General features: G+C 65.2%; 8 protein-coding genes. 4 read left to right on the plus strand and 4 right to left on the minus strand.

Going from position 1 to position 22,541, the window contains the following annotated elements:
* Nucleotides 1-34: 34 nt before the first annotated feature.
* On the minus strand, nt 35-11,668 hold the full coding sequence (locus tag U0004_RS20195; protein ID WP_167468684.1) for a DUF11 domain-containing protein: 11,634 nt from the start codon (nt 11,666-11,668) through the stop codon (nt 35-37).
* Between the two features lie 589 nt (nt 11,669-12,257).
* Here U0004_RS20195 and U0004_RS20200 point away from each other — a divergent pair.
* Nucleotides 12,258-12,995 (plus strand): YceI family protein, encoded by a 738-nt coding sequence (locus tag U0004_RS20200; protein ID WP_070256581.1) that lies wholly within the window; start codon nt 12,258-12,260, stop codon nt 12,993-12,995.
* Here U0004_RS20200 and U0004_RS20205 read toward each other — a convergent pair.
* Complete coding sequence (locus U0004_RS20205; RefSeq protein ID WP_034779141.1) at nt 12,958-13,587, minus strand: LysE family translocator; 630 nt, start codon at nt 13,585-13,587, stop codon at nt 12,958-12,960. The two genes, U0004_RS20200 and U0004_RS20205, sit on opposite strands and share 38 nt — an antisense overlap.
* On the opposite strand from U0004_RS20205, the gene U0004_RS20210 reads away from it, so the two are divergent.
* Nucleotides 13,586-16,636, plus strand: coding sequence for a hybrid sensor histidine kinase/response regulator (locus U0004_RS20210; protein ID WP_231958048.1), 3,051 nt, complete (start codon nt 13,586-13,588; stop codon nt 16,634-16,636). The two genes, U0004_RS20205 and U0004_RS20210, sit on opposite strands and share 2 nt — an antisense overlap.
* On the opposite strand, the gene U0004_RS20215 is transcribed toward U0004_RS20210, so the two are convergent.
* Both U0004_RS20215 and U0004_RS20220 read right to left on the minus strand, forming a co-directional pair.
* Nucleotides 16,621-17,520, minus strand: a complete 900-nt coding sequence (locus U0004_RS20215; protein ID WP_231958045.1) for an alpha/beta hydrolase — start codon at nt 17,518-17,520, stop codon at nt 16,621-16,623. The two genes, U0004_RS20210 and U0004_RS20215, sit on opposite strands and share 16 nt — an antisense overlap.
* Before the next feature lie 58 nt (nt 17,521-17,578).
* Nucleotides 17,579-20,716, minus strand: coding sequence for an NAD(P)-binding protein (locus U0004_RS20220; RefSeq protein WP_070254551.1), 3,138 nt, complete (start codon nt 20,714-20,716; stop codon nt 17,579-17,581).
* 210 nt (nt 20,717-20,926) lie between these two features.
* Here U0004_RS20220 and U0004_RS20225 point away from each other — a divergent pair, with 210 nt between their 5' ends.
* Nucleotides 20,927-21,475, plus strand: a complete 549-nt coding sequence (locus tag U0004_RS20225; RefSeq protein ID WP_081345515.1) for a phosphohydrolase — start codon at nt 20,927-20,929, stop codon at nt 21,473-21,475.
* Between the two features lie 363 nt (nt 21,476-21,838).
* Nucleotides 21,839-22,438, plus strand: a complete 600-nt coding sequence (locus U0004_RS20230; RefSeq protein ID WP_080753230.1) for a response regulator — start codon at nt 21,839-21,841, stop codon at nt 22,436-22,438.
* The last annotated feature ends 103 nt before the right edge of the window (nt 22,439-22,541 follow it).

Raw genomic sequence — 22,541 nt, forward strand, 5'->3', positions numbered from 1 at the left:
GGCATTGGCAGGCGGCAAGTAGGGTAAAAGAGGCTTATTGCGCATGGCTGCCTCCATCGGCTGGCGTGACCAGGCGGGGCGCGACGACAGGCTGGTTGGCGCTGTCCGTCGCCTGGGCCGGTGCGGCGGCCGGCTGGCTGCTGAAACTCAGCCCCGGTCCCCTGCCCTCCCTTTCCACGCTGCGCACTTCGCCCTGGGCACGGCGCGCCTTGACTTGCTCGAGCACGGGATTCGAGCACGAGCCCTCGATGAAGTCAGCGCGCAGCAGTTCGCCGTTCTTGGTATCGAGGAACAGGCTGTGCGGGTCGCCGAGGTTGCGGTTCGACGCTTCCATCATGCGGCTCAGACGTGGCAGGGTCGCGCCATCGACCTTGATCACATGGCTATTCGGCGTGATGCCGCAATAGCTGTACTTGCCTTCCACGTCCGTGGTGAAGTTCGTGCCATCTTCCATGTACAGACGCACGCCCGGAATGCCCAGTTCCTCGCCGTCCTGCACGTGGTTGTTGTTGCAGTCCACAAACACCTTGCCGGCGAGGCAGGCATCCGTGGTGAACACGCCGCCCGTGACTTTCACTTTCGCGCGCGCTTCGTTCGACGGCGGGCCGTTGGTGGTCGTTGCCTGGGCGCGGTTGACGCCGTCGCCCTGCAGCGAACCGACGCCCACGCGCAGGCGGTAGCGGAAGCTGGAGCTGGCGTTCGGCGCCAGGGATTCCAGCTTGAAGCTCAGCTGCGGCCCCGGCTTGCCGGACGGATCCGGTTGCACCACGTTGTTGCGCGTGGTGGTGCCATCGATGTAGCGGAAACCGGCCGGCAGTTTATCGAGCACGCTGACGCCGAATGCCGTCGCCACGCCCGTGTTCTTCACCTCGATCGTGTATTGCAGGCTGTCGCCGATCTCGGCTTGCGTCTTGTTGACGCTCTTGCTGATCAACAACATCGGCTTGTCCGTCGTGTTGAACACCACGGGCGTGAAGCTCGGCGGCGTCGCGCCGGGCGTGGCCGGCAGCAGCAAGGTATCTGCCGAACTGGCCAGGGCCAGCACGCTGGCGGGGGCCACCGGCGTCGTCGACGTACCCGTGCCGCTGTAGCTGTGGCCGATATTCATGCCACCGCCGTCCGTGCCGAACATGGTGCTCGCATACACCTGGTTCAATTGCGGCACCGTGGGAATCGCCGCCACGCTGCCGAAGTCGACCAGCACCGTGAAGCCGATGCTGCAGCTTTCCTGCGGCTGCAAGTCCCCCTTGCCCTTCAACAAGCCAAACACGGTGGCACCGTTGAAGTCGGGATTGGCGACGCAGGCCGTGGCGCTGGCGGGCCGCGCCGTGACGGCCAGGCTGCCCGGCTTGAGGGTGACGCTGGTGGCCGTGGGGAAGACGGCCCTCAGGTTTTCCGCCACCTGCACCATGGTCGAGGTCGGATAACCGGCAGGATAGCGGTTGGCCGCCTGCACCGTGTAGCTGATCTCGAACTTGCTGGCATCGACTTGCTGCTGGGCCGAAACCGCCTTGATGACATCGACCACCTGGCGCAGCAAGACCACGGGCGTGGGCGTGTCTTCACCCGTGAACGGCACGCCGCCCACGGTTTCCGACGCATTGCCGTTGCGGTTCGGGTCGACCTTTTCCGCCAGTGCGGCCACCTCGGCGGCCGTGGCCACGGCGCCCGCATGGCCGCCGCCATTGTTGGAAGCGTCAAACACCAGGCTGCCCGCCGGCGGCGTGTAGCCCGGGTTGGCGGCGATGGTGCCCGCCGCCGGCGCCGGCGGCACGCTGATGCTGCCGCCGCCGTTGGCGATGTTGCCGCCCAGGGCGCTGGCAAACACGCTGTTGTTGTACTGCGGCGCACTGCTGTCTTGCACGGTGATTTCCACAGTGAAAGTAATGACGCTCAGTTCGCCTTCGGCCAGGGACGCATCACCGCTGAGCAAACGCAGATCGCTGCCGCCGCAACCGCCCGTGAAGCCCGGGTTGACGGCCAGCTGCCTGCTGCCGCCGATGGCCGGAGCGGCAGGCGGCGTGACGATGCGGCACGCCACCGGCTCGGGGAAGGCGGCTCGCAGGCTGTCGAGCGCCTGCACGTTCGATGCCGTGCCCTTGCCCACATTCTTGACGACCACCGTGTACGGCACATTGAAGACCTTGGCCGACAGCTGGGTCACCTTGCCCACTCCCAGCGCCGCGCCGATGGCCGGATTCGCCACTTCCGTGACGGCCGTGCAATCGGATGCTTGCGCGCAACGCGGCAAGTCCGTGCCGGTCGGCACGATGGTATTGCTCAAGCTGCCGCTGGCGGCCACTTTCGCGCTGACGGTGACGGCGGCCACGGCATTGGGCGCCAGGCCGGCCGGCACCGTGCAGACCAGTTTATTTGCCGCCAGCGGTGCGCACACGGTGGGGGCGGCCGGCGTGACGGCGATGTCCGTCAGGCTGGTAGCCAGGTCATCCGTCAGGACGATGGCCGCCGTGGTGGCGCCGCTGCCACCGTTGGCGGCCGTGATCGTCCAGCTGACGGTGTCGCCGATGCTGGCGTTGGCCTTGTCCGCCACTTTCTTCACCATCACGCTGGGGCTGGTGACATTGGTGCTGGTCTGGCAATCGCTTGGGGTCAGGCACAGCGGCGCATCGGGCCCCGATGGCACGACGCTGTTGCGCGCGCTGCCTGCCTGGGTGACGGTGGCCGACACTTCCACGCTGGCTTCGCCGCCATTGCCGATCAGGCCGGCAGGCACGCTGCAGGTGAGCACATTGCCGGCCACGGGCGCACAGGTGGCGCGCAGCGGCGTCACCACCACATTCGTCAAGCCGGCCGGCAAGGTATCGACCAGGATCATGGCGGCGCGCGTGGGACCACTGCCCGAGTTGGTGGCGCTGATCGTCCACACCACGGTCTCGCCCACGTTGACGGCCGCGCGGTTGGCGATTTTCTTGACGGCCACTTTCGGCCCCGTCAGCACCACGCTCGATTCGCAGCTGCTGGCCTGCGCGCAGGCCGGATTGTCCGGACCGCTCGGCATGACACGGTTCGACAGATTGCCTTCCAGGGTGCCAGTGGCAGTCACGCGCACGCTGCGCGCGCCATTCACGGCTGCCAATTGACCTGCCGCAATGCGGCAGCTTTGCACGCTGTTCGCGACCCAGCTGGCCAGCGGCGGACACGTCACACCGGCGTCGGCATTGACGGCCAGCACGGAGATATTCGCCGGCAGGATATCGGCCAGGGTCACGATGCCCGCGTTGGCCACGCCGCCGCTGTTGACGGCCGTGATGGTCCAGACGATGCTGTCGCCCACGTTGGCGTTGACCGTGCTGGTGCTCTTCGTGACGCGGATCACGGGACCCGGCATGGTCACCGTTGCCGTATTCGGCAAGTCGTTCGCCACTTCCGTGGAACTGGTGGCGATGATGCTGACGATGGTCGACACATTGCTGGCCGGCTGGATATAGGACAGGCCAAAGCTGTGCACGTCGTTCAGCGCCAGGCTGGACGGCAAACCCTGTACCGTCAGCATGCCGCTGACGGCGTCATAGTTCCCCACGGCGCCGCTCAAGGTCACCCCCATCAGGCCCTGCGCCAGCTTCAGGTTGTACGTCACGTTCTCGGCGGTGCCAGGGCCAGCATTGCTGAAGGTCACGATGCCGTTGATCTGGTCGCCCGCATTGGTGGTGCCGGGGAAACCGTTCAAGGTGGTCGTCACGTCGACCAGCAGTTTGATGGCCGTGGTGCTGGTAGTGCAATCGGCTGCCTGGATACACACGGGGTTGTCGGGACCGGCAGGCAACACCGTGTTTTGCAGCACGCCGGCGGCGCTTACCGTGGCGCGCAGCACGACTTGCGCCTGTCCGCCGGGCGCCAGCCCAGCCGTCACGTTGCAGGTGACGATATTGCCGGCCACTGGCGCGCAGGTGGCCAGTTGCGTCGACAACACCTGTACGCCGCTGACGCCGGCTGGCAAGTTGTCGGTCAGCACGATGGCGGACTTGGTCGCGCCCGTACCGCCATTGCTGGCGGTAATGGTCCAGGTCAGCAAGTCGCCCACGTTGGCGCTGCTCTTGTCGACGCTCTTGCGCACCGCGACTTGCGGCGCCACCAGGGTGCTCGTGGCTTGGCAGGCGCTGGCAGTGTCGCAGGCGGGATTGTCGCCGCCGGAGGGCACGACGCGGTTCGACAGGTTGCCGCCCACCGATCCCCGGCCCGTGACGACGATCTTGCGGCTGCCATTGCTGGCGGCCAATTGACCTGCCGCCACCGTGCATGCCTGCACGCTGCCTGGCGTCCAGCTGGCCGCCGGCGGACACGCGACGCCCGCATCGGGCGTCACGCTGACGATGACGATGTTGGCGGGCAGCACGTCGCTGACGACGACCGGATTTTGATTCGGCAAGTTGCCCGTGTTGACCACCGTGATGGTCCAGGTCAGGATATCGCCCACGGCTGCGTTCGCTTTATCGACCGTCTTGCTGGCGCGGATCACGGGGCCTGGCAAGTTCGTCGTCGCCGTGTTCGGCAAGTCATTGACGATTTCCGTGGAACTGGTGCCCACCACGCTGCTGATGCGCGAACTGTTGCTGGCCGGCTGGGTGTAGAACAGGTTGAAACTGGCGCTCTGCCCCGCGATCAGGGTGGCCGGCAAGCCGCTCAGCACGAACAGGCCCGTGCTGCTGTTGTAGGCGCCGCTGATGCCGGGCGCGCCGCTGATGGCGCTGAGCGACACGCCGGCCAGGCCCGTTTCCAGCTGCAGGCTGTAAGTGACATTTTCCGCCACGCCCGGCCCCGTATTGGCAAACGTCACCACGCCACGGATGGCGTCGCCCGCATTGCTGCTGGCGGGGAAGCCGTTCAAGGTCGTGGTCACGTCGACCAGCAGTTTCGACACCACCGTGGTGGTCTGGCAATCGCCGGGAACGGCGCAGGCGGGATTGTCCGGCCCGCCGGGCACCAGCGCGTTGACAAGGCTGCCCGATGCGGTGGCCGTAGCGCTCAGCTTGACGCTGGCGGCGCTGCCTGCGGCCAGGCCGGCCGGCACGCTGCACGTGACGACATTACCCACCGGTACGGCGCAAGTGACGGGCGCCACCGGCGTGACCAGCACGTTCGCCAGGCCTGCAGGCAAGGTATCGCTGAGGGTAGCGATGGCCGTGCTGGGGCCCGTGCCGGTATTGCGCAAGCTCAGGCTCCATATCAGGGTGTCGCCCACGTTGGCGACCGTCTTGTCGACGGTTTTGCTCGCCGTTAACAGGGGCGAACTGACCGTGCTGGTGGTGCCGCAATCGCCCGCCTGCAGGCAAACGGGGGTATCCGGACCGCTGACGCTGACGCTATTGGCCAGACTGCCGGCGGCGACGGCGCGCGCCGTCACTTGCAGCGTGGCGGCACTGCCTGCGGCGAGGCCGGCCGGCACGCTGCACGTCAGGATATTGCCGGCCAGCGGCGCGCAGGTGACGGGCGCGGCGGGCGTGACGACGATATCCGCCAGGCCGGCCGGCAAGGTGTCCGTTACGGTGGCAACGGCCGTGCTGGCGCCCGTGCCCGTGTTGGCCAGGGTGATGCTCCAGCTCAGGCTATCGCCGACATTCAGCGCAATCTTGTCGACGGTCTTCTTCAGCGCCAGAGCCGGGCTGGTGATGGTGGTATTGGTCTGGCAACTGCTGGCCTGGAAGCAGGCCGGATTGTCCGGACCGCTCGGCATCAGCTGGTTGGCCAGGCTGCCGCCCGCGCTGGCCTTGCCGGTCAGCACGATCTGGCGTTGGCCATTGCCCGCCGCCAGCTGGCCGATAGCCACGCTGCAACTCTGGCTGCTGTTGGCGACCCAGCTGGCCAGCGGCGGACACGTCACGCCGCTGTCAGGCGTCACTGCCGTGATGACAATATTTGGCGGCAGCAAGTCCGTCAGCACCACGGCGCCCTGGTTGGCCAGGCTGCCCGTGTTGCTGGCCGTAATCGTCCAGATGATTTCCTCGTTCACGTTCGCCACGGCCTTGTTGGCCGTCTTGCTGACGCGGATGATGGAACCAGGCATGGTGACGGTCGCCACGTTCGGCTGGTCGTTCGCCACTTCCGTCGATGTCGTGGCGATGCGGCTGACCACGGTCGACAGATTGCTGGCCGGCTGGGTGTAGCCAAGCTGGAAGCTGAAGCCCTGCCCCAGCGCCAGGGTCGCGGGTACGCCGGTGAACGTCACCAGGCCCGATCCTGCATTATAGTTGCCCGTCACGCCATTCAAGGTGACGCCGGCAAGGCCGGGCGCCAGCTGCAGGCTGTAGCTCACGCCTTCGGCCGCGCCGGGACCGATATTGCTGAAGGTCACCGTGCCGGCAATCGTGTCGCCGGCGTGCGTGCTGCCGGGGAAGCCGTTCAGGGTGGTGGTCACGTCGACCAGCAGTTTCACGGCCGTGCTGGTGGTGCTGCAATCGCCGGGCTGCAGACAGGCCGGGTTGTCCGGGCCGCTCGGCACCACCGTATTGACGAAGGCCCCAGCCGCCGTGGCCAGGCCCTTGACGATGATATTCAAGGTGGAACCTGCGGCCATGCCGGCGGGAATCGCGCACACCAGCTGGTTGCCATTCGGCACGGCGCAGGTGGCCGGCGCCGATGGCAAGACCTGCCATAAGGTCAGGTTGGCGGGCAAGGTATCGGTCAGGGTGATGACGCCGCGCGTCGCACCCGTGCCCGTGTTCGCCACGGCAATGGTCCACGTCAGCGCGTCGCCGACATTGATGCTGCTCTTGTCGACGGTCTTGCGCACGGCCACTTGCGGACTGAGGATGGTAGTCGTGGTCTGGCACGAGGCGGCCTGCGCGCAGGCGGGATTGTCCGGTCCGCTCGGCAGCACTTTATTGCCCAGGCTGCCGCCTGCCGTTCCCGTGGCGCTGATGGTGATGCTGCGGCTGCCATTCACGGCGGCCAATTGGCCGGGGGCGATGGTGCACGCTTGCGCGCTGTTGGCCAGCCAGCTGGCCAGCGGCGGACACGTCACGCCAGCGCCCGGCGTCACGGCCAGTACCGTCACGTTGGCCGGCAGGATATCCGTCAGGGTCACCACGCCCAGGTTGCCCAGGCTGCCCGTGTTCGTCGCCGTGATGGTCCACGTCACCGTCTCGCCCACGTTGGCCGTCGTCTTGTCGGCCAGTTTCGTCACGCGGATGATGGGACCGGGCACGGTCGCCATGGCCGTGTTCGGCAAGTCGTTCGCCACTTCCACCGAGGTGGTGGCGATCGTCGACGTCACCGTCGACAGGTTGTCGGCCGGCTGCGTATAGCCGACATTGAAGCTAGTGCTCTGGCCATTCGCCAGGATCGCAGGCAAGCCGCTGAGGGTCACGACGCCCGTGGCGGGATTGTAGCTGCCCACGGCGCCCGTCAAGGTGACGTTGGCCAGGCCCGGCGTCAGCTGCAGGAGGTACGTCACGCCTTCGGCCGGGCCCGGCCCCACGTTGGCGTAGGTGACGGTGCCGGAAATCGTGTCGCCCGCCAGCGTATTCGGCGGGAAATTATTCAGGGTGGTGGTGACGTCGACCAGCAGCTTGACCACCGTGGTGGTGGTGCCGCAATCGCCGGGCTGCACGCAGGCCGGGTTATCGGGACCGCCCGGCACCACGCCGTTGACGGCGGCGCCGGCCAGGGTGGCCGTGGCGCTCACGAACACCTTGGCGGAAGCGCCGGCGGCCAGGCCGGCCGGCACGCTGCACGCCAGGGTAGCGCCGGCCAGCGGGGTGCAGGTGGCGGGCGACTGCGGGCTGACGACGACATTCGTCAAGCCGGCCGGCAAGGTATCGTTCAAGGTCACCGCGCCCGTGCTGGCGCCCGTGCCGCTATTGCTGACAGCCAAGGTCCAGGTGATCGTTTCGCCCACGTTGACCGTGGCCTTGTCGACGGTTTTCTTCACGCTCACGTTCGGGCTGGTGACGGTCGTCGTTGTCTGGCACACACCCGGCGTGGCGCAGGCCGGATTGTCGGGGCCGGAAGGCGCGAGGCTGTTGGCCACCGTGCCCGGCGCATTGGCCACGGCTTTCACGACGACGCTCGCTTCCGTATTGGCGGCCAGGCCAGCCGGCACGCTGCACGTGAGCGTGGTGCCGACCGGCACGCCGCATGATGCTGGCGCAACGGGCAATATTTGCAGCGCGCCCACATTGGCGGGCAAGCTGTCCGTCAAGGTAATGACCGCGTTCGTCGGACCGCTGCCGTTATTGCGCGCTTTCAAGGTCCAGGTGATGGTGTCGCCCAGGTTGACGGTGGTCTTGTCGACGCTTTTCGTCACGGCCACGCTGGGGCTGGTCACCGTGCTGGTGGTGGCGCAATCGCCGGCCGTGGCGCACGTCGGGTTGTCGGGACCGGACGGCACGACGCTATTGGCATAGGTGCCGGCAGCCGTGGGCTGGGCCGTGACGGTAAAGCCGCCAATGCCGCCGTTCGCGGCCAGGCCGGCTGGCACCGTGCAGGTGAGTATATTCCCCGCTGGCACGGCGCAGGTGGCGCTGCCGACCAGCGCCACGTTCAGGCTCGCCAGATTGGCCGGCAAGGTATCGGTCAGGGTGATGGGCGCGGTACTCACCCCATCGCCGCTGTTCGTCACCACGACGCTCCAGCTCAGGGACGCGCCGATATTCACGCTGGCATGGTCGACGGTTTTCTTCACCGCCACTTTCGGGCTGGTGATGGTGCTCGTCGTCTGGCATACGCTGGCCGAGCTGCAAGCCGGGTTGTCCGGACCGCTGGGCATGATGCGGTTCGACAGGCTGCCAGCGGCCGTGGCGTGTGCGGTGATGATGACCGTGCGGCTGCCGTTCAGGGCGGCCAGCTGGCCGGCAGCGACCGTACACGTCTGCGTGCTCGACGCCACCCAGCTGGCCAGCGGCGGGCACGTCACGCCCGGTGCGGCCACCACGCTGGTCACCACCAGGTTCGGCGGCAGCAAATCGGCGAGGCTGACGACGCCCTGGTTGGCGACATTGCCCGTATTGCTGGCCGTGATCGTCCAGACGATATTCTCACCCACGTTGGCCGTGGCCTTGTCGGCCGTCTTGGTGACGCGCACGTTCGGTCCCGGCACCGTCACCGTGGCCGTGTTCGGATAATCGTTCGCCACCTCGGTGGAAGTGGTGGCGATGATGCTGGTCACCGAGGAAATATTGCTGCCCGGCTGGGTGTACGACAGGTTGAAACTGACGCTCTGTCCCGGCGCCAGGGTCGCGGGCAAGCCCGTGAACGTGATCAGGCCGGTGCCCGCGTCATACGTTCCGCTCACGCCAGTGACCGACACGCCGGCCAGGCCTGTGGCCAGTTGCAGCCTGTACGTCACGCCTTCGGCCGCGCCCGGTCCCAGGTTGGCATAGGTCACGACGCCAGCGATGACATCGCCCGCGTTCGAGGTGCCGGGGAAACCGTTCAGTGTCGTGGTCACGTCGACCAGCGGCTTGCTGACGACGGTCGTCGTCTGGCAGGCGGCCGGCGTGACGCAGCTGGCGCCGTTGCCTCCCGACGGCAGCACGCTGTTGATGAAATTGCCTGCCGCCGTGGGGCTGGTGCTGACGATCACCTGGGCGCTGGCGCCCGGCGCCAGGCCGGCCGGCACCGTGCAGGTGAGCGTGTTGCCGGCCAGCGCCGCGCAGGTGGTGGGCGCCGTGGGCGTGACAACGATGCTGGCCAGGTTGGCCGGCAGGGTATCGGCGAGGGTCAGGGCCGCCGTGGTGGCACCCGTGCCGGTGTTAGCGGCGCTCAAGGTCCACTGCACGGTGTCGCCCACCGTGGCGGCCGCCTTGTCGACGGTTTTCTGCACGCGCACGAGCGGGCTGACGATGCCCAGCGGCTCGCTGTCGACGTTATTCGCGGGGATCGGGTCCAGCGTAGTCGAGCCGGCCGTCGTGGTGATCGTCAGGCTGCCGCTGGCGGGCAGGTTGAAGGTCGAACTGCAATTGATGCGCGAGCCGGGAATGAAGGGCGACACGGGCGCGCTGCAGCTGGACGTGGCGCCGGCCGGCAAGCCGCTCATCACGCAAGTGGGCGCGGCCGCGTTGTCGGGGCCGTTATTCGTGCACACGCCCGTGACGGTGATGGCGCTGCCCGCATTGTAGGGGCCGGGCGGCACGGTGGTGACCGCCTGCATGTCCGCCTGCAGGCGGCGATTGCTGATGGTACACGTGACGGGGGCTTCCGGCATGGTGAGGTTGCCCGCGCTGGCCGCGCCGCTGGAAATGACGGCGGCCGTATCCGTGCGCGCGCAGCTGTAGCTGCTCTGGTACTGGGCCAGGATGGTGGCCGTGCCCGCGCTTTCCGCGAACGTCGCGAGGTTGCCAACTCGCACTACGGCGCTGGTCGTGGCGCCGTTGCCGCCCTGCGCGCCAGCCGTGCCGTTGGCATTCATGATGAACAGGCCGCTGTCGCTGGCGGGCGCCAGCACCTTCAGCACCGTCAAGGTATTCGTCCTGACCGTGGCCGTGGTGCTGCTGCTGTTGTTGCTGAGATCGCTATCCGTTTCATTGGGCGAGACGATCACATTGGCCGTATTCACGATGCTGGCGGCGTCACCCGGCGTGGCCGTGATCGTCACGGTCAGATAAGAACCCGTGGTGGGGTCGCTGACGGCCGCGTTCACGGGCAAATTACCCAAGGTAATACCGACGCTGTTGCTGCCCGAACCCGAGGTTTTCGTGCCGCAGGAAGCGCTGCCGCTGGCGGCGCAAGTCCAGCTGACATTGCTCAAGCTGGCTGGCAATATATCGTTGAAGGCAGCGCCCGTGCTGAGGGCCGGGCCGCGGTTCCAGATTTTCACGGTATAGCTCAAGGGCTTGCCGACAGAGAACTGCGCCGGGCCCACCTTGCCGACGGCCAGGTCGGTCTTGCTATTGGTGCAATTGGCATAGGAACTGGCCAGGCTGGGATCGCGCAATTGCGCTGCGGGAATAATTTCCGTCACATTGTCAGGACGCGTCCAACGCATGTGCAAATAATTGATGCCGCCCACGTTATTCCACAGGACGCGAGCCAGATAACAGCCGCCCGGCGTGGCGCTATTGAAATTGCCGGCCAGATTCTGAAAATCCGTTTCATTATTCGAATATTCGGCCACGCTGCCCACGGGCACGTTGTACACGGTATTGCGGTAATTCGTCGAATACTGGGTCGAGAAATCGACTTTCACGTCATCATCATGCGCAACGCTGAATTTGTAATTTCCCGCCTGTGGAAAGACCACCAGCGTGTACATCACCCGGCCCATGATCCAGGCCCGGCAGGCAGCCGACGTCTGCTGCGTGTCGAGGTTGCATAACTGCGCAGGATTGCCGGCCGTGCCATTGGCCCAGTCCAGCTGCGGCGAGGTACCCATGCGCGCCGCGTTGGCGGGAGGATTGGTGGCCAGCGCCGCCAAACTGGCGAGCCGGCCAGCGCTGCCCGCGTTGAAGCCATTGTTGTAATTGGGCGCGAGCGGATTGGCCGGCACCCGCTCGACGCCCCGGTAATCCTCCCACAGCACTTGCGCACTGGCGGGCGCGGCGGCGCCCAGCAGCAGGGAAGCCAGGGCCAGCGGAACGACATGACACTTGGAAAACTGGGGCAAGCGGGTGCGGCGGACTATCGCGGCCAGCATCCCCGTGTAGCGCCCGGAGGACGAAAAAGCTGCATGGCGGCCGGAACGGCCTGCCGTTTCCTGTGGTGTTTTGATCATGTTGTTCGCTAAGAAGTGTACTGCGGCAAGCACAGATACATATAAAAATGACATTTAATTGTCATGATTATATGAACAAGTAACAGTTCAAGCGTACGACAACAGTGACTTTTTTGTTTCCAACAAAGAAATTAAATTATCTCGTTGATATTTCACAACACAATCATAAAATTAATCATGTAGTGATACTGGGATTTTATTTTCTACCGCATACTGATTAGCTCGACATAATATTTAAATTATCATTTACATAATCATGCGAAACTATCAAAGGCATAGTTTGTTTTTCAAAAGAAATTATTAATGCCAAATATCACCAATTATTTCAATGCGTATTTTCCTTCCGCGGCCAAGCGCCCATAATTCGATCCTGCGCTGACTCCCATTCATTCTCAAACACCTGCGTTAATACCAATTTCATTTTATTCACGCATGCCGCCCTGCGAAACAGGACATCCGGCAGGCCGAATTGGTCTTGCAAAAAACGGACGCGCTTGCGAACCGACTATCCCGCCGATGCCCGGATCGCTTACTATCGCCCCATTGCGCCCTGCGCCACACCGTTGCCATCCACTGCCAGGAGTCCTCATTGACGCCACACGCCCACCGCCGCACGCTGCTGGCCTGCGCCTGCGCCTTGCTCGCGGCCTGCACCCCGTTCGCGCCGCCGCCCGCCGCCTCGCTGCCAGCCGCGCCAGTTCCGGCACCAGCCATGCAAGCGCCAGCGTGGCAACAGCAGGGCGTGCAGGTGCTGCACATCGTCCCGCAAGAATCCCTGCTGACCATCACCGTGCGCCGCGGCGGCGCGCTGGCGCGGCTCGGACATGACCACGTGATCGCCAGCCGCAGCCTGCAGGGGATAGTGGCGCCCGCGCCGGGACGCGCACAATTTCGCTTCCGGCTCGACGAGATGAGTGTGGATGAAGAGAGCCTGCGCCAGGCGGCCGGCTTGACGACGACGCCGTCGGCCGACGCCATCGCCGGCACGCGCCACAACATGCTGGTGCGCGTGCTCGAGGCGGAACGCTATCCGTGGGTGCGCATCGATGCCCGGCGCACGGGCGACAAGGAAGTGCTCGAGGCCGACATCACCCTGCATGGCGTGACGCGCACGGTGCAGCTGCCGGTGCGGATCGAACAAGCGGCCGATGGACGCGGCCTGCAGGCCAGCGGCAGCCTGCTGCTGAAACAGAGCGACTTCGGCATCGTGCCCTTCGCCGTCCTGGGCGGCGCCATGGCCGTGCAGGATCAGATGGAACTGGCGTTCCGCATCACCGCCCGGCAAGACGTCAGCGCGCCAGGATCAGGCGCAAGCCCAGACCGATGAAGATGGTGCCGGCCACGCGGTCCAGCCACAGGCCGGCACGCGGGCGGCGGTTGAGCCACTTGCCGACGGCGCCGGAAAAATAGCCGAGCAGGCCGAACAGCACGCAAGCCTGCGCCGTGAAGACCAGGCCCAGCTGCGCCGTCTGCCAACTGGCATTGCCCTGGCCAGCAACGATGAACTGCGGCAAGAACGAAAGGAAAAACAGCACGACTTTCGGATTGATACTGTTGGCAAACAAGCCCTTGCCGAACAGGCGCAGCAAGGACTCGTCGGGCAAGGCCGCCGCACCATCGACCCTGGCGCCGCCACGGCTGCGCAAGGCGCCAATGCCCAGCCACACCAGGTACAGGCCGCCAGCCACTTTCAGCAGGGTAAATGCCGTGGGCGAAGCGGCCAGCAGGGCCGACACGCCGATGGTCGCCAGCACGGTGTGCGTGAGGCAGCCAAGGGCGCAGCCGAGACCGAACGCCATGCCCTGGCGGCGCCCGCGCGACATCCCCACGCCCAGCACCATCAGGTTGTCGGGGCCGGGACTGGCGGTAATAACGACGGCGGCGGCCAGGAAGGCCAGGAACTGGTCAGGACTGAGCATGAATATCTCGCAAGCAAAAGGCGCCATGATACCGGAGCGCTCGCCATGCCGGCAGGACATGAAATTGCCCGTGAGCCACCGAGAGTCGATTAAAATGGGTACTCCACAGCAAACGGCGTTGCCGCCATTTCCCGCGCGACCATCACCAAACCCATCGATGCCAGCCCACCCGCCCCCATCCAGCCACCGCGCTTCCAGCTCCCGCGTCAGCGCCTGGCTATGCGGCTGGCCGCTTCTGTTCAGCTTGCTGATCAGCCTGCTGGGCCTGGCGGGTGCGGCGCAGGCGACACCTTTGCCCCTGAACAAACAAGGCATCCAGCACCTGGGCAACGGTGGGCAACTGTTTCTCGCCGGAAGTGAGGCCGCCCCTGCCGATGCGGCCGCCCTGCCCGCCTGGCTGGCGCGCCAGCGCCCGGCCGAACAGGTCGACCTGTTCGGCGGCGCCTACTGGCTGCATGCGCAAGTGCGCAACGACAGCGGCGTAGCGGCCTGGGTCATCGACCCGAACGATACCCTGATCGACCTGGTCGATCTGCACGTATATGGCCCCGGGCCACACACGGCGCCGCAGACCCTGCTGACGGGCTACCAGCGGCCGCACGAATATTTGTTGCACTACGGCAGGAACGTGCAGCTGGCGCCGGGCGCCACATATGACATCCTGATCCGCTTTTCCAGCCCCTACTATGCGCGCGCGCCCATGTTCGGCGTGAAGACGCAGCAGGATTACCGCAAGCTGGTGGGCAAGGAAAACTTCCTGATGGTGGCATCGATCGGCGCCCTGCTGGCGCTGGGCCTGTTCAATTTCTTCATCTTTTCCATCACCCTGGAAAAAGCCTCGGCCTATTACGCGCTGTACGTGCTGACCTATGGCCTGGCCTGGGCCATGACCTTCCACGTCTTTGCCGACCTGTTCGACTGGCACATGCTGCAGCTGCATTACGTGCCGTTTTTCCTGCTGCCCGTCTTCAGCACCCTGTTCTACACGCATTTCCTGCGCCTGCGCGACTACTCGCCCCGGCTCTACGGGATCAGCCAGGTCAACCTGGTGCTGCCCTTGCTGCTCTTGCCCAGCTGCTTCTTCGCCCTGTCGTATGCCCATACCCTGGCCACCATCGTCATCAGCATCTGGATGCTGCTGGCGCTCATCTGCGGCATCGTCGTCTGGTGCCGCGGCTACCAGCCGGCGCGCTTCTTCGTGCTGGCCTTCGTCGCCCTGATGCTGCCCGGCTTTCTGATCCTGCCGGCCAACCTGGGCCTGATGCCCGCCATGGTGGCCAACGCCCAGCTGGTGACCCTGCTCGGCGGCACCTTCGACGGCTTGCTGCTGGCCTTTGCCCTGGCCGACCAGATCCGCCTGCTGCGCAACAACCTGGAACAGCGCGTGCAGGAGCGCACCCTGGCGCTCACCCTCAGCAACGACGCCCTGCTGAAGGCCAAGGAACACGCGGAAGTGGTCAGCCGCCACCGCATCGATTTTCTGTCCGCCATGAGCCACGACATCCGCACGCCGCTGGCCGGGGTCATCGGCATGCTGAAATTCGCCCTGCGCGACCAGTCTGTACGTGGCCGTACGCAGGAATATCTGCGCATCGGCCTGCACAATGGCGTGTCGCTGCTGACCATCCTCAACGACATCCTCGATTTCTCGAAGATCGACGCGGGCAAGCTGACCCTGGAAACCGTGGACTTCGACCTGCTGGCGCTGATCGGCGACGCGGCCGGCATCGTGCAGGGCCAGGCCGATGCGAAAAGCCTGCTGCTGCGCCGCGAACTGGCGCTGGACCTGCCGCGCTACGTGCGCGCGGACCCCACGCGCCTGCGGCAAATCCTCATCAACCTGCTGGGGAACGCGCTGAAATTCACGGCCAATGGCGAAGTGCTGCTGGAAGTGCGGCGCGCCCGCACGCCGCCGCGCCACGATGGCCGCAGCGCCATCGAATTCATCATCAGCGATACGGGTCCCGGCATCGACGCCGACACCTTGCCCCGTTTGTTCCAGAAATTCGAGCAGGCCGATCATTCCACCACGCGCCGCTACGGCGGCACGGGCCTGGGCCTGGCCATCTGCAAGGAACTGGTCGAACTGATGGGTGGCACGATCGGCGTGGAGAGCCGCGTCGGCATCGGCTCGCGCTTCCATTTCACCTTGCCGCTGCAAGACGGCAGCGCGCCGGCGGCCGACGCGCGCCGGCCCGCACGCCACGCGCGCCACGCCTGCCGCCTGCGCATCCTGTGCGCCGAAGACGTGCGTACCAACCAGATCATCATCGGCACCCTTCTGGAAGGCATGGGACATGACGTGACCATCGTGGAAAACGGCGAGCAGGCGCTGCGCGCGCTGGGATCCGGCGCCTACGATTGCGTGCTGATGGATGGCCGCATGCCACTGATGGATGGCGAACAGGCCGCGCGCCTGATCCGCGACGGCGGCAACGCCCAATTCCCCATTCCCGACGCGCACATCCCCATCCTCGCGCTGACGGCCAACGCCAGCGAACATGACCGGCAACGCTACCTGGCCGCCGGCATGGACGACTTCCTCAGCAAGCCGGTCGACGAAGCGCTGCTGTTCGAGAAAATCGACGCCATCATTGACCTGCTGCTGGCGCGCGGCCACGCGTTGCCGCCTGCCACGCCCACCGAAGACGACGCCCTGGCGCGCCAGTTCGGTCTGGAAGGCGCCGCCGACGAGCCACCGGCGCCGGCCGATCCCATGACGGCGCCCGTGCACATCCTGCCGCTGGCAGGCCTGTCGCCGCAGCACTTGCAGCGCATCGCGCAAGCGTTCCTGACGGAGGCGCCGCGGCGCCTGGACCTGGCCTGCCACGCCGTGCGCGACGGCAACGCCAGCGCTGCCGCTGCCGCCTTCCACGCCTTGAAGGGCAGCGCCGGCTACCTGAGCCGCCCCACCCTGCACGGCCTGTGCCACCAGATGGAAACCCTGGCATCGAACGGCCAGCTCGATAACGTGGAGCAGTTCCTGCCGCAGCTCCAGGCGGCGCTGGATGCGGCGCGGCGCGACCTGGAAGCTCAGCCTGCCGGCTGAGCCATCCAGCCATGCGCCCGCAGCCATGCCAGCAGCAGCTGCGGCCAGGCGGCCGGCTCGCTGCCCGGCTTGCCCAGGCCCCAGCCATGGCCGCCGTGCTGGAACAAATGCAGCTCGACGGGCACGCCTGCGCGGCGCAGGGCTGCTGCCATCAGCCGGCTGTTCTCGGGCGGGGAAATGGGATCGTCCAGCGCCTGTGCGATGAAAGCGGGCGGCGTGCGCGCATCAACGTGCAGCTCCACCGACAAGGCGTCGCGCGCCGCCTGCGTGGGGTGGGCGCCCAGCAACTGCTTCTTCGCGTGCGTCGTGTCGAATGGCGCTTGCATGGTCAGCACGGGGTACAGCAGCACGGCAAAGTCGGGCCGCGCGGAGACGCCATCCATGGCGTCGACGGGCGCATAGCGGGAAGCGTCAGGCTGCACGGCCGTCATGCCGGCCAGGTGCCCGCCGGCGGAAAAACCGAGCATGCCGATGCGCGCCGGATCGATGCCCCACTCGGCCGCCCGCGCGCGGATCACGCGCATGGCGCGCTGGCCATCCTGGAATGGCGCGGCCCCCCCGCCGCCTTCGCGTGGCAAGCGGTACACAAGCTCAAACGCCGTGATGCCCTGCGCCTGCAGCCAGTTGGCGGCCGGGCCGCTCTCCTTGCCCGCCTCGATATGCGCATAGCCGCCGCCGCTGACCAGCAGGATGGCCATGCCGTTCGGCTGCGCCGGGCGGTGGGCGATCAGGTAGGGCTGATCAACCTGCGTGATGGAGCCCTTGGCGCTGTCGCGCTGCGGGCCCGGCGCCGCGCCGCCGGGCGGCGCGCCGGGCCACAGCACAATCGCGCCGGCCGGCGCGGCGACAGCGTGCAGATTGATACAGATCAGAAACAACAGCATCAGGCGTTGCATCGCTCGCTCGCGCAGGGAACAATGAAACGCCATCATAGCGAAATAACTAAAAATCCGTCTCCCCCTGGATCACGGCCGGATAGCCCGTCATGGCACGCGAGGTCTGCATGCCGGCCATCACGGCCGCCTCCACGCAGCCCGCATTGATGCCCGTCTTGATCCAGTCGCCCGTGAGGAACAGGTTGCTGAAGCCCGACTGGTCGGTGGCCAGCCGGTACTGCGTGCTGCCCACCACCGACATCACGTAGCGTTCGGACGGGTCGACATTCGCGCGCCAGTACTGGCTGTCGAAGCGCGCCGGCCCCGCACCCTCCTTCGCATCGACCAGCCATTGCCACGGAAACGCGCCCGGCCCGCCCGCCTCGGGCCACAGCGCGCCAATTTCCCGCTCCAGCTGGTGCAGCGCGCCCTGCTTCGCCCTGGCCGCGCAGCGGGCCGGGAAATCCGTGTCGGTGACGGGCGGGTAGCTGTCGACGGGGAAGGCGCTGCAAAAATACGAGACATTTTTCGGTTCATGCCCCGCCGGCCAGTCTTCGTGCGCCAATAGTTGATCCATCGGCGCCCATGTGTCGTACGGCTCCGTGAAGGCCGACAGCACCGGCTGCTGGCCTTTCGGCTGCGTGGTCCAGCCCATCTGCCCCAGATTCTTGTTGAGCCATACCTGATAGGCCTGCGTGGCCACGGTTTGTACCTTGTCGGCCGCCAGTTGCAGGGCCGGGCTTTGCGCCAGCAGTTGCGGGCACAGGGCCTGCAGCGAACCGATGGAAATGCCGAACACCACCTTGTCGAAGTCGACGCCCTTCTTCAATACCGTGGCGGGCAACTGCCGGCCGAACGCTTGCTGGTACTGCTGCGGCCAGTCGCTCCAGTACGACTCCAGGTTGACTTCCTGCTCCTGCAGCAGGGCCGCTTGCGCTGGCTCAAGCTGCGCATAATCGGGCGCGCTGGGCCAGCAAGCCAGTCCCTTGACGTCCACCAGCGGCGCGTAGCCGGCGGCGGGGTCCTTCAATTGCACCTGCTGCGTGATGCGGATGCTGTCGATGTCGCCCGCGCCCGGCACCAGTTCTTCCACGCGCTGGAAGAATTTGAATTCCACGCCGCGCTTGCGCAGCACTTCGTACAGCGGCGTGAAAATCGTGTCGCCCATGCCGGCTTGCATCTTGAACATGATGCCGCCCTTGTAGGCCAGGCCGATGCGCGCCATCGCCCGCAAGAGCGTTCCCGCCTCGATGTTCGGCTTCGCAAAATCGCCGCCCTCGTAGGCGAACACCAGGTCATAGAAGCCGCGCACGGGCGCCGAATTGACGCTGAACTGCTCGTCGCCGCCATGTTTTTTCAGCCAGGCGCGGAAGTCGATATCGTTGATGACGTCGAAGCCGTTCTTGAACACGCCATCCTCGAACATGCCCTTCATGACCGTGATGCCCAGGTCCAGGCAAATGAACAGGCGGCGCAATTCATCGTCGCCGTCGATCAGGGCGCGGTAGCGCAGGCGCAGCCACGCGCGGATGCCGTTCAGGGTACTGGCCAGCAGCTGGTGGCGCGCCTGGTCGTGGCGCGTGGAATCGGGCGCCAGGTCGGCTACCAGCGCCACCAGCGCGCCCACGGACAGGCCCACGTCCAGGCCCAGTTCATCGGCCTGCCCCACCACTTCGTCGGCCAGCCGGCGCAGCCAGCCCGGCCACACGCCTTCGCCTTGCGACGCGCTGGCGCGCACGATGCGCGCGTCGGCGTCCGCCACTTGCCGGATCTGACGGATCCACTGCTCGATCCAGCCCACCATGGCGATGGCCATCTGCCACAGGGTGATGTCTTCGCCCCCCTCGCCCGGTTCGCCCGGCAAGGTGGGAAAGACGATGGACCAGTTGCGCCACTTGCCCTTGACGTCTTCCGACAGGGCCACGTAATCGTGCTGTTTGAAAGCGTCGCGCCAGGTGGCCAGCGGCGCGCCAGGCGGACGCTCCAGGCTCGCGTACGCTTCCTTGATCATCTTGAAGGCGTTCGCGTAGAAGCCGAACCAGATGTGCAGGCCGTGCTCCTCGATGCGCTGGCCCACCTGTGCATTGCGCCCGCTGGCCCCCTTGCCGCCCAGGCGCCAGCCCAGCTGGTAGACGGTGATGGCATGCCGGTTTTGCCAGCCCGGCTGGTTCGTCAGATAATACGCCGTGGTCATGGCCGCCACGCCGCCACCAAGGATGGCGATCTTTTCCGGCGCGATGCGGGAATTGTCGACCAGCTCCTCGCCCGGCATGGCCGTGAAGTCGAAATTCACCTGGAACGGCAATATCGCCGCCTGCGGCCCCAGTTTGAGACCCAGGGTCTGGTCCAGCGGGAAGCTGTCGAACGCGTGCAGCGTGCATTCATACTCATAGCCGAGCAGGCGCGCGCTGTGCAGGCGGTTGATCTCGGCGGGAGCGGCCACCAGGGCCTGGTACACGGCTTTCACGCCGGCGCTGTCGGGGAATTGCTTGAGGAATATCTGGTCGATGCGGGGGTTGCGCAGCAAGGACAAAATATCGGCCCAGCCGGCCTGGTCCATGTCGAAGAAATCGGGGATGGAGAGGAAAATCTGGAACGCCTGCTCGATGAGTTCCAGGAAACTGTTGACGCTCTTGTGCTGCCCTGTCTGCACGGTGGCGTTGACTTCCAGCAACGGATGCAGGGCCAGTTTCGTTTCCGGCGAAAAATGCTGGAAGCCCTTGGCAGCCACGGAACAGCGCAGCGGCTCGCTGCCGGCGGCGGGAATCTCGTAGTCGCACAGGTATTTCGGATAGCCGAACAGCTCGCGCCCGTTGATCAGGGCCATCGCGTCATCGACGAAGATATGGCACGGGTACCAATAGATATGCGCGAGCTTGCCGGCGGCGTCCATCTGGCCGACCATGATCCAGGTGACGATGTCGACTTCCGTGATCCAGCCCTTGGCCTGGTCGACGGGGTTGGCGGAGTCCGCATGGTTAACGCGCGTAAACGTCAGCATGACATACGGCGACAGGGCTTTCAGGGTCATCTTGCTGCCCGCCACCTGGTTCAGGGTGGTATTCACGGTCGCTTGCAGTTTCGCCAGGTCGCCCCTGACGAAATAACCGTACATTTCCGACTGTTTCAATTGCAGCGGCGAGTGCATCATCACCGAACCGCCCTGATAGATATACGAAGGTCTTGCCGAAGGTGTCGCCGTCATTGCCCTGTCCCCTTTAAGTTTCAGTCAAACAAGATTTCTACAGTGTATTTGAGAAATATCAATGAATGATATGAAATAAATTAAAGGATTTGCCAAGATGCATAGGCTTGGAGGCGATCCCGGCAGAAAGCCGCTTGCGCACGGCAGCCGGGGCAAGCCCATGCCATCGGGTGTACGATGAAGCATCTTGAGCATTCCGAGCACCATGCCATGGCAATGATTACCACCGACTACGTTTCCACCTATTCAGGCAACCGTTTTTATCCCTTGCGCCCGCATATCGACAAGGTAGCCATCGAGGACATCGCCCACGGCCTCGCCTACCAGTGCCGCTTCAATGGACAGACGCAAGTGTTTTACTCGGTCGCCCAGCACAGCCTGATCGTCGCCGAACTGGCGCCACCCCATTTGCGCCTGGCCGCCCTGCTGCACGACGCGGCCGAAGCCTACCTGGGCGACATGGTGAAACCCTTGAAAGTGTTGCTGCCGGAATTTGCCGTACTGGAAGACAAGGTCAGCGCCATCATCGCCGCCACGTATGGGCTGGATTTTTCCGATTACGCGCCCATCAAGCGGGCCGACCTGATCGCGCTGGCCACGGAAAAGCGCGACCTGATGCCGCACTCGGCCGAACGCTGGGCTTACCTTGACGGCATCGCCCCCTTGCCCGGTATAATCGAGGCCATGGGTCCGGCCGAAGCCAAGCAGCGCTTCCTGCATGCCTTTGCCCAACTGGGCGGGCTTGGGCTGGCCGCATGAATGCTTCCACCCCGCCGTACGAATCGGCGCTAAGCCCCGGTTTTTTCACGGCTTTTTTAGATATCCACAGCAACTGTGGATAAAGTTGTTGATAAGCCCCTCTTGACAAGCCGCAACGCCAGTATTGATGCGGGTTTCAATAATTTGCTGATTTCACAGGCAATTTTTTACCCCAATGAAATCAATGACTTGCAATCATGAATTTGCGCTAGCGCAAACTTAATCTGCCACCATGAAAATATATTTTTGCTGTGCATAAGCCGATGTGGCGCGAGGCCGTCTTGCTTGAACAGCATTGTTTTGACAAACCCCGCAGACTGGCATAGTGTGGAGTAGCGAGTACGATCAACGGTGGATAAACGCATGAATATAGATAGCGATAGCGCCGCCAAGGAGGCGGACGAACCCGACTGGCTGGTCGACGAACCGCTGGGACGGACAGACGCGGCGGCAGAACCGTCCACTGCGGTGCCTTGGCGCGTGCTGATTGTCGATGACGATGTCGACGTGCATGTGGTGACCAAGTTCGCCCTCAGCCAGGCCAGCTTCCAGGGACGCAGGCTGAGCTTTTTACACGCGTATTCGGGCGCCGAGGCGCTGGCCTTGTTGCGCAGCACTCCCGATATCGCCGTGGTGCTGCTCGATGTCATCATGGAAACCCAGGATGCCGGGCTGCAAGTGGCGCGCCAGGTCCGCGAAGAACTGCACAACAGCGCCGTGCGCATCATCCTGCGCACGGGCCAGCCCGGCCAGGCCCTGGAACACCGCATCATCATCGATTACGACATCAACGATTTCTGGTGCAAGACCGACCTCACCACGCGCAAGTTGTTTACCACCGTGATCGCCTCGCTGCGCACCTATGCCACCTTGCGCGAAGCGCAGCAACAGGTGACCGAACTGGCTGCCGCCCTGGCCCAGTGCGGCGACACGCCGGCGGCGCCGGCCAGCGGCACACCCTGACCATCGGCCGCTACTTTCAGTCATAAAAACCAGAGCACTGGATGGGCATACAGGCTTGTGGCATGCCCCGTTTTGGCCCTTTTTTCCCGCCGATTGCATGGGC

The organism is Janthinobacterium lividum (genome assembly GCF_034424625.1).
GTDB classification, from domain to species: Bacteria; Pseudomonadota; Gammaproteobacteria; order Burkholderiales; family Burkholderiaceae_D; genus Janthinobacterium; species Janthinobacterium lividum.

What these genes read in the sequence shown, in the direction of transcription:
- U0004_RS20195 (WP_167468684.1), bottom strand. Translation starts at nt 11,668, where the DNA reads ATGATCAAAACACCACAGGAAACGGCAGGCCGTTCCGGCCGCCATGCA.
- U0004_RS20210 (WP_231958048.1), top strand. Translation starts at nt 13,586, where the DNA reads ATGAATATCTCGCAAGCAAAAGGCGCCATGATACCGGAGCGCTCGCCA.
- U0004_RS20205 (WP_034779141.1), bottom strand. Translation starts at nt 13,587, where the DNA reads ATGCTCAGTCCTGACCAGTTCCTGGCCTTCCTGGCCGCCGCCGTCGTT.
- U0004_RS20215 (WP_231958045.1), bottom strand. Translation starts at nt 17,520, where the DNA reads ATGCTGTTGTTTCTGATCTGTATCAATCTGCACGCTGTCGCCGCGCCG.
- U0004_RS20220 (WP_070254551.1), bottom strand. Translation starts at nt 20,716, where the DNA reads ATGACGGCGACACCTTCGGCAAGACCTTCGTATATCTATCAGGGCGGT.
- U0004_RS20225 (WP_081345515.1), top strand. Translation starts at nt 20,927, where the DNA reads ATGGCAATGATTACCACCGACTACGTTTCCACCTATTCAGGCAACCGT.
- U0004_RS20230 (WP_080753230.1), top strand. Translation starts at nt 21,839, where the DNA reads ATGAATATAGATAGCGATAGCGCCGCCAAGGAGGCGGACGAACCCGAC.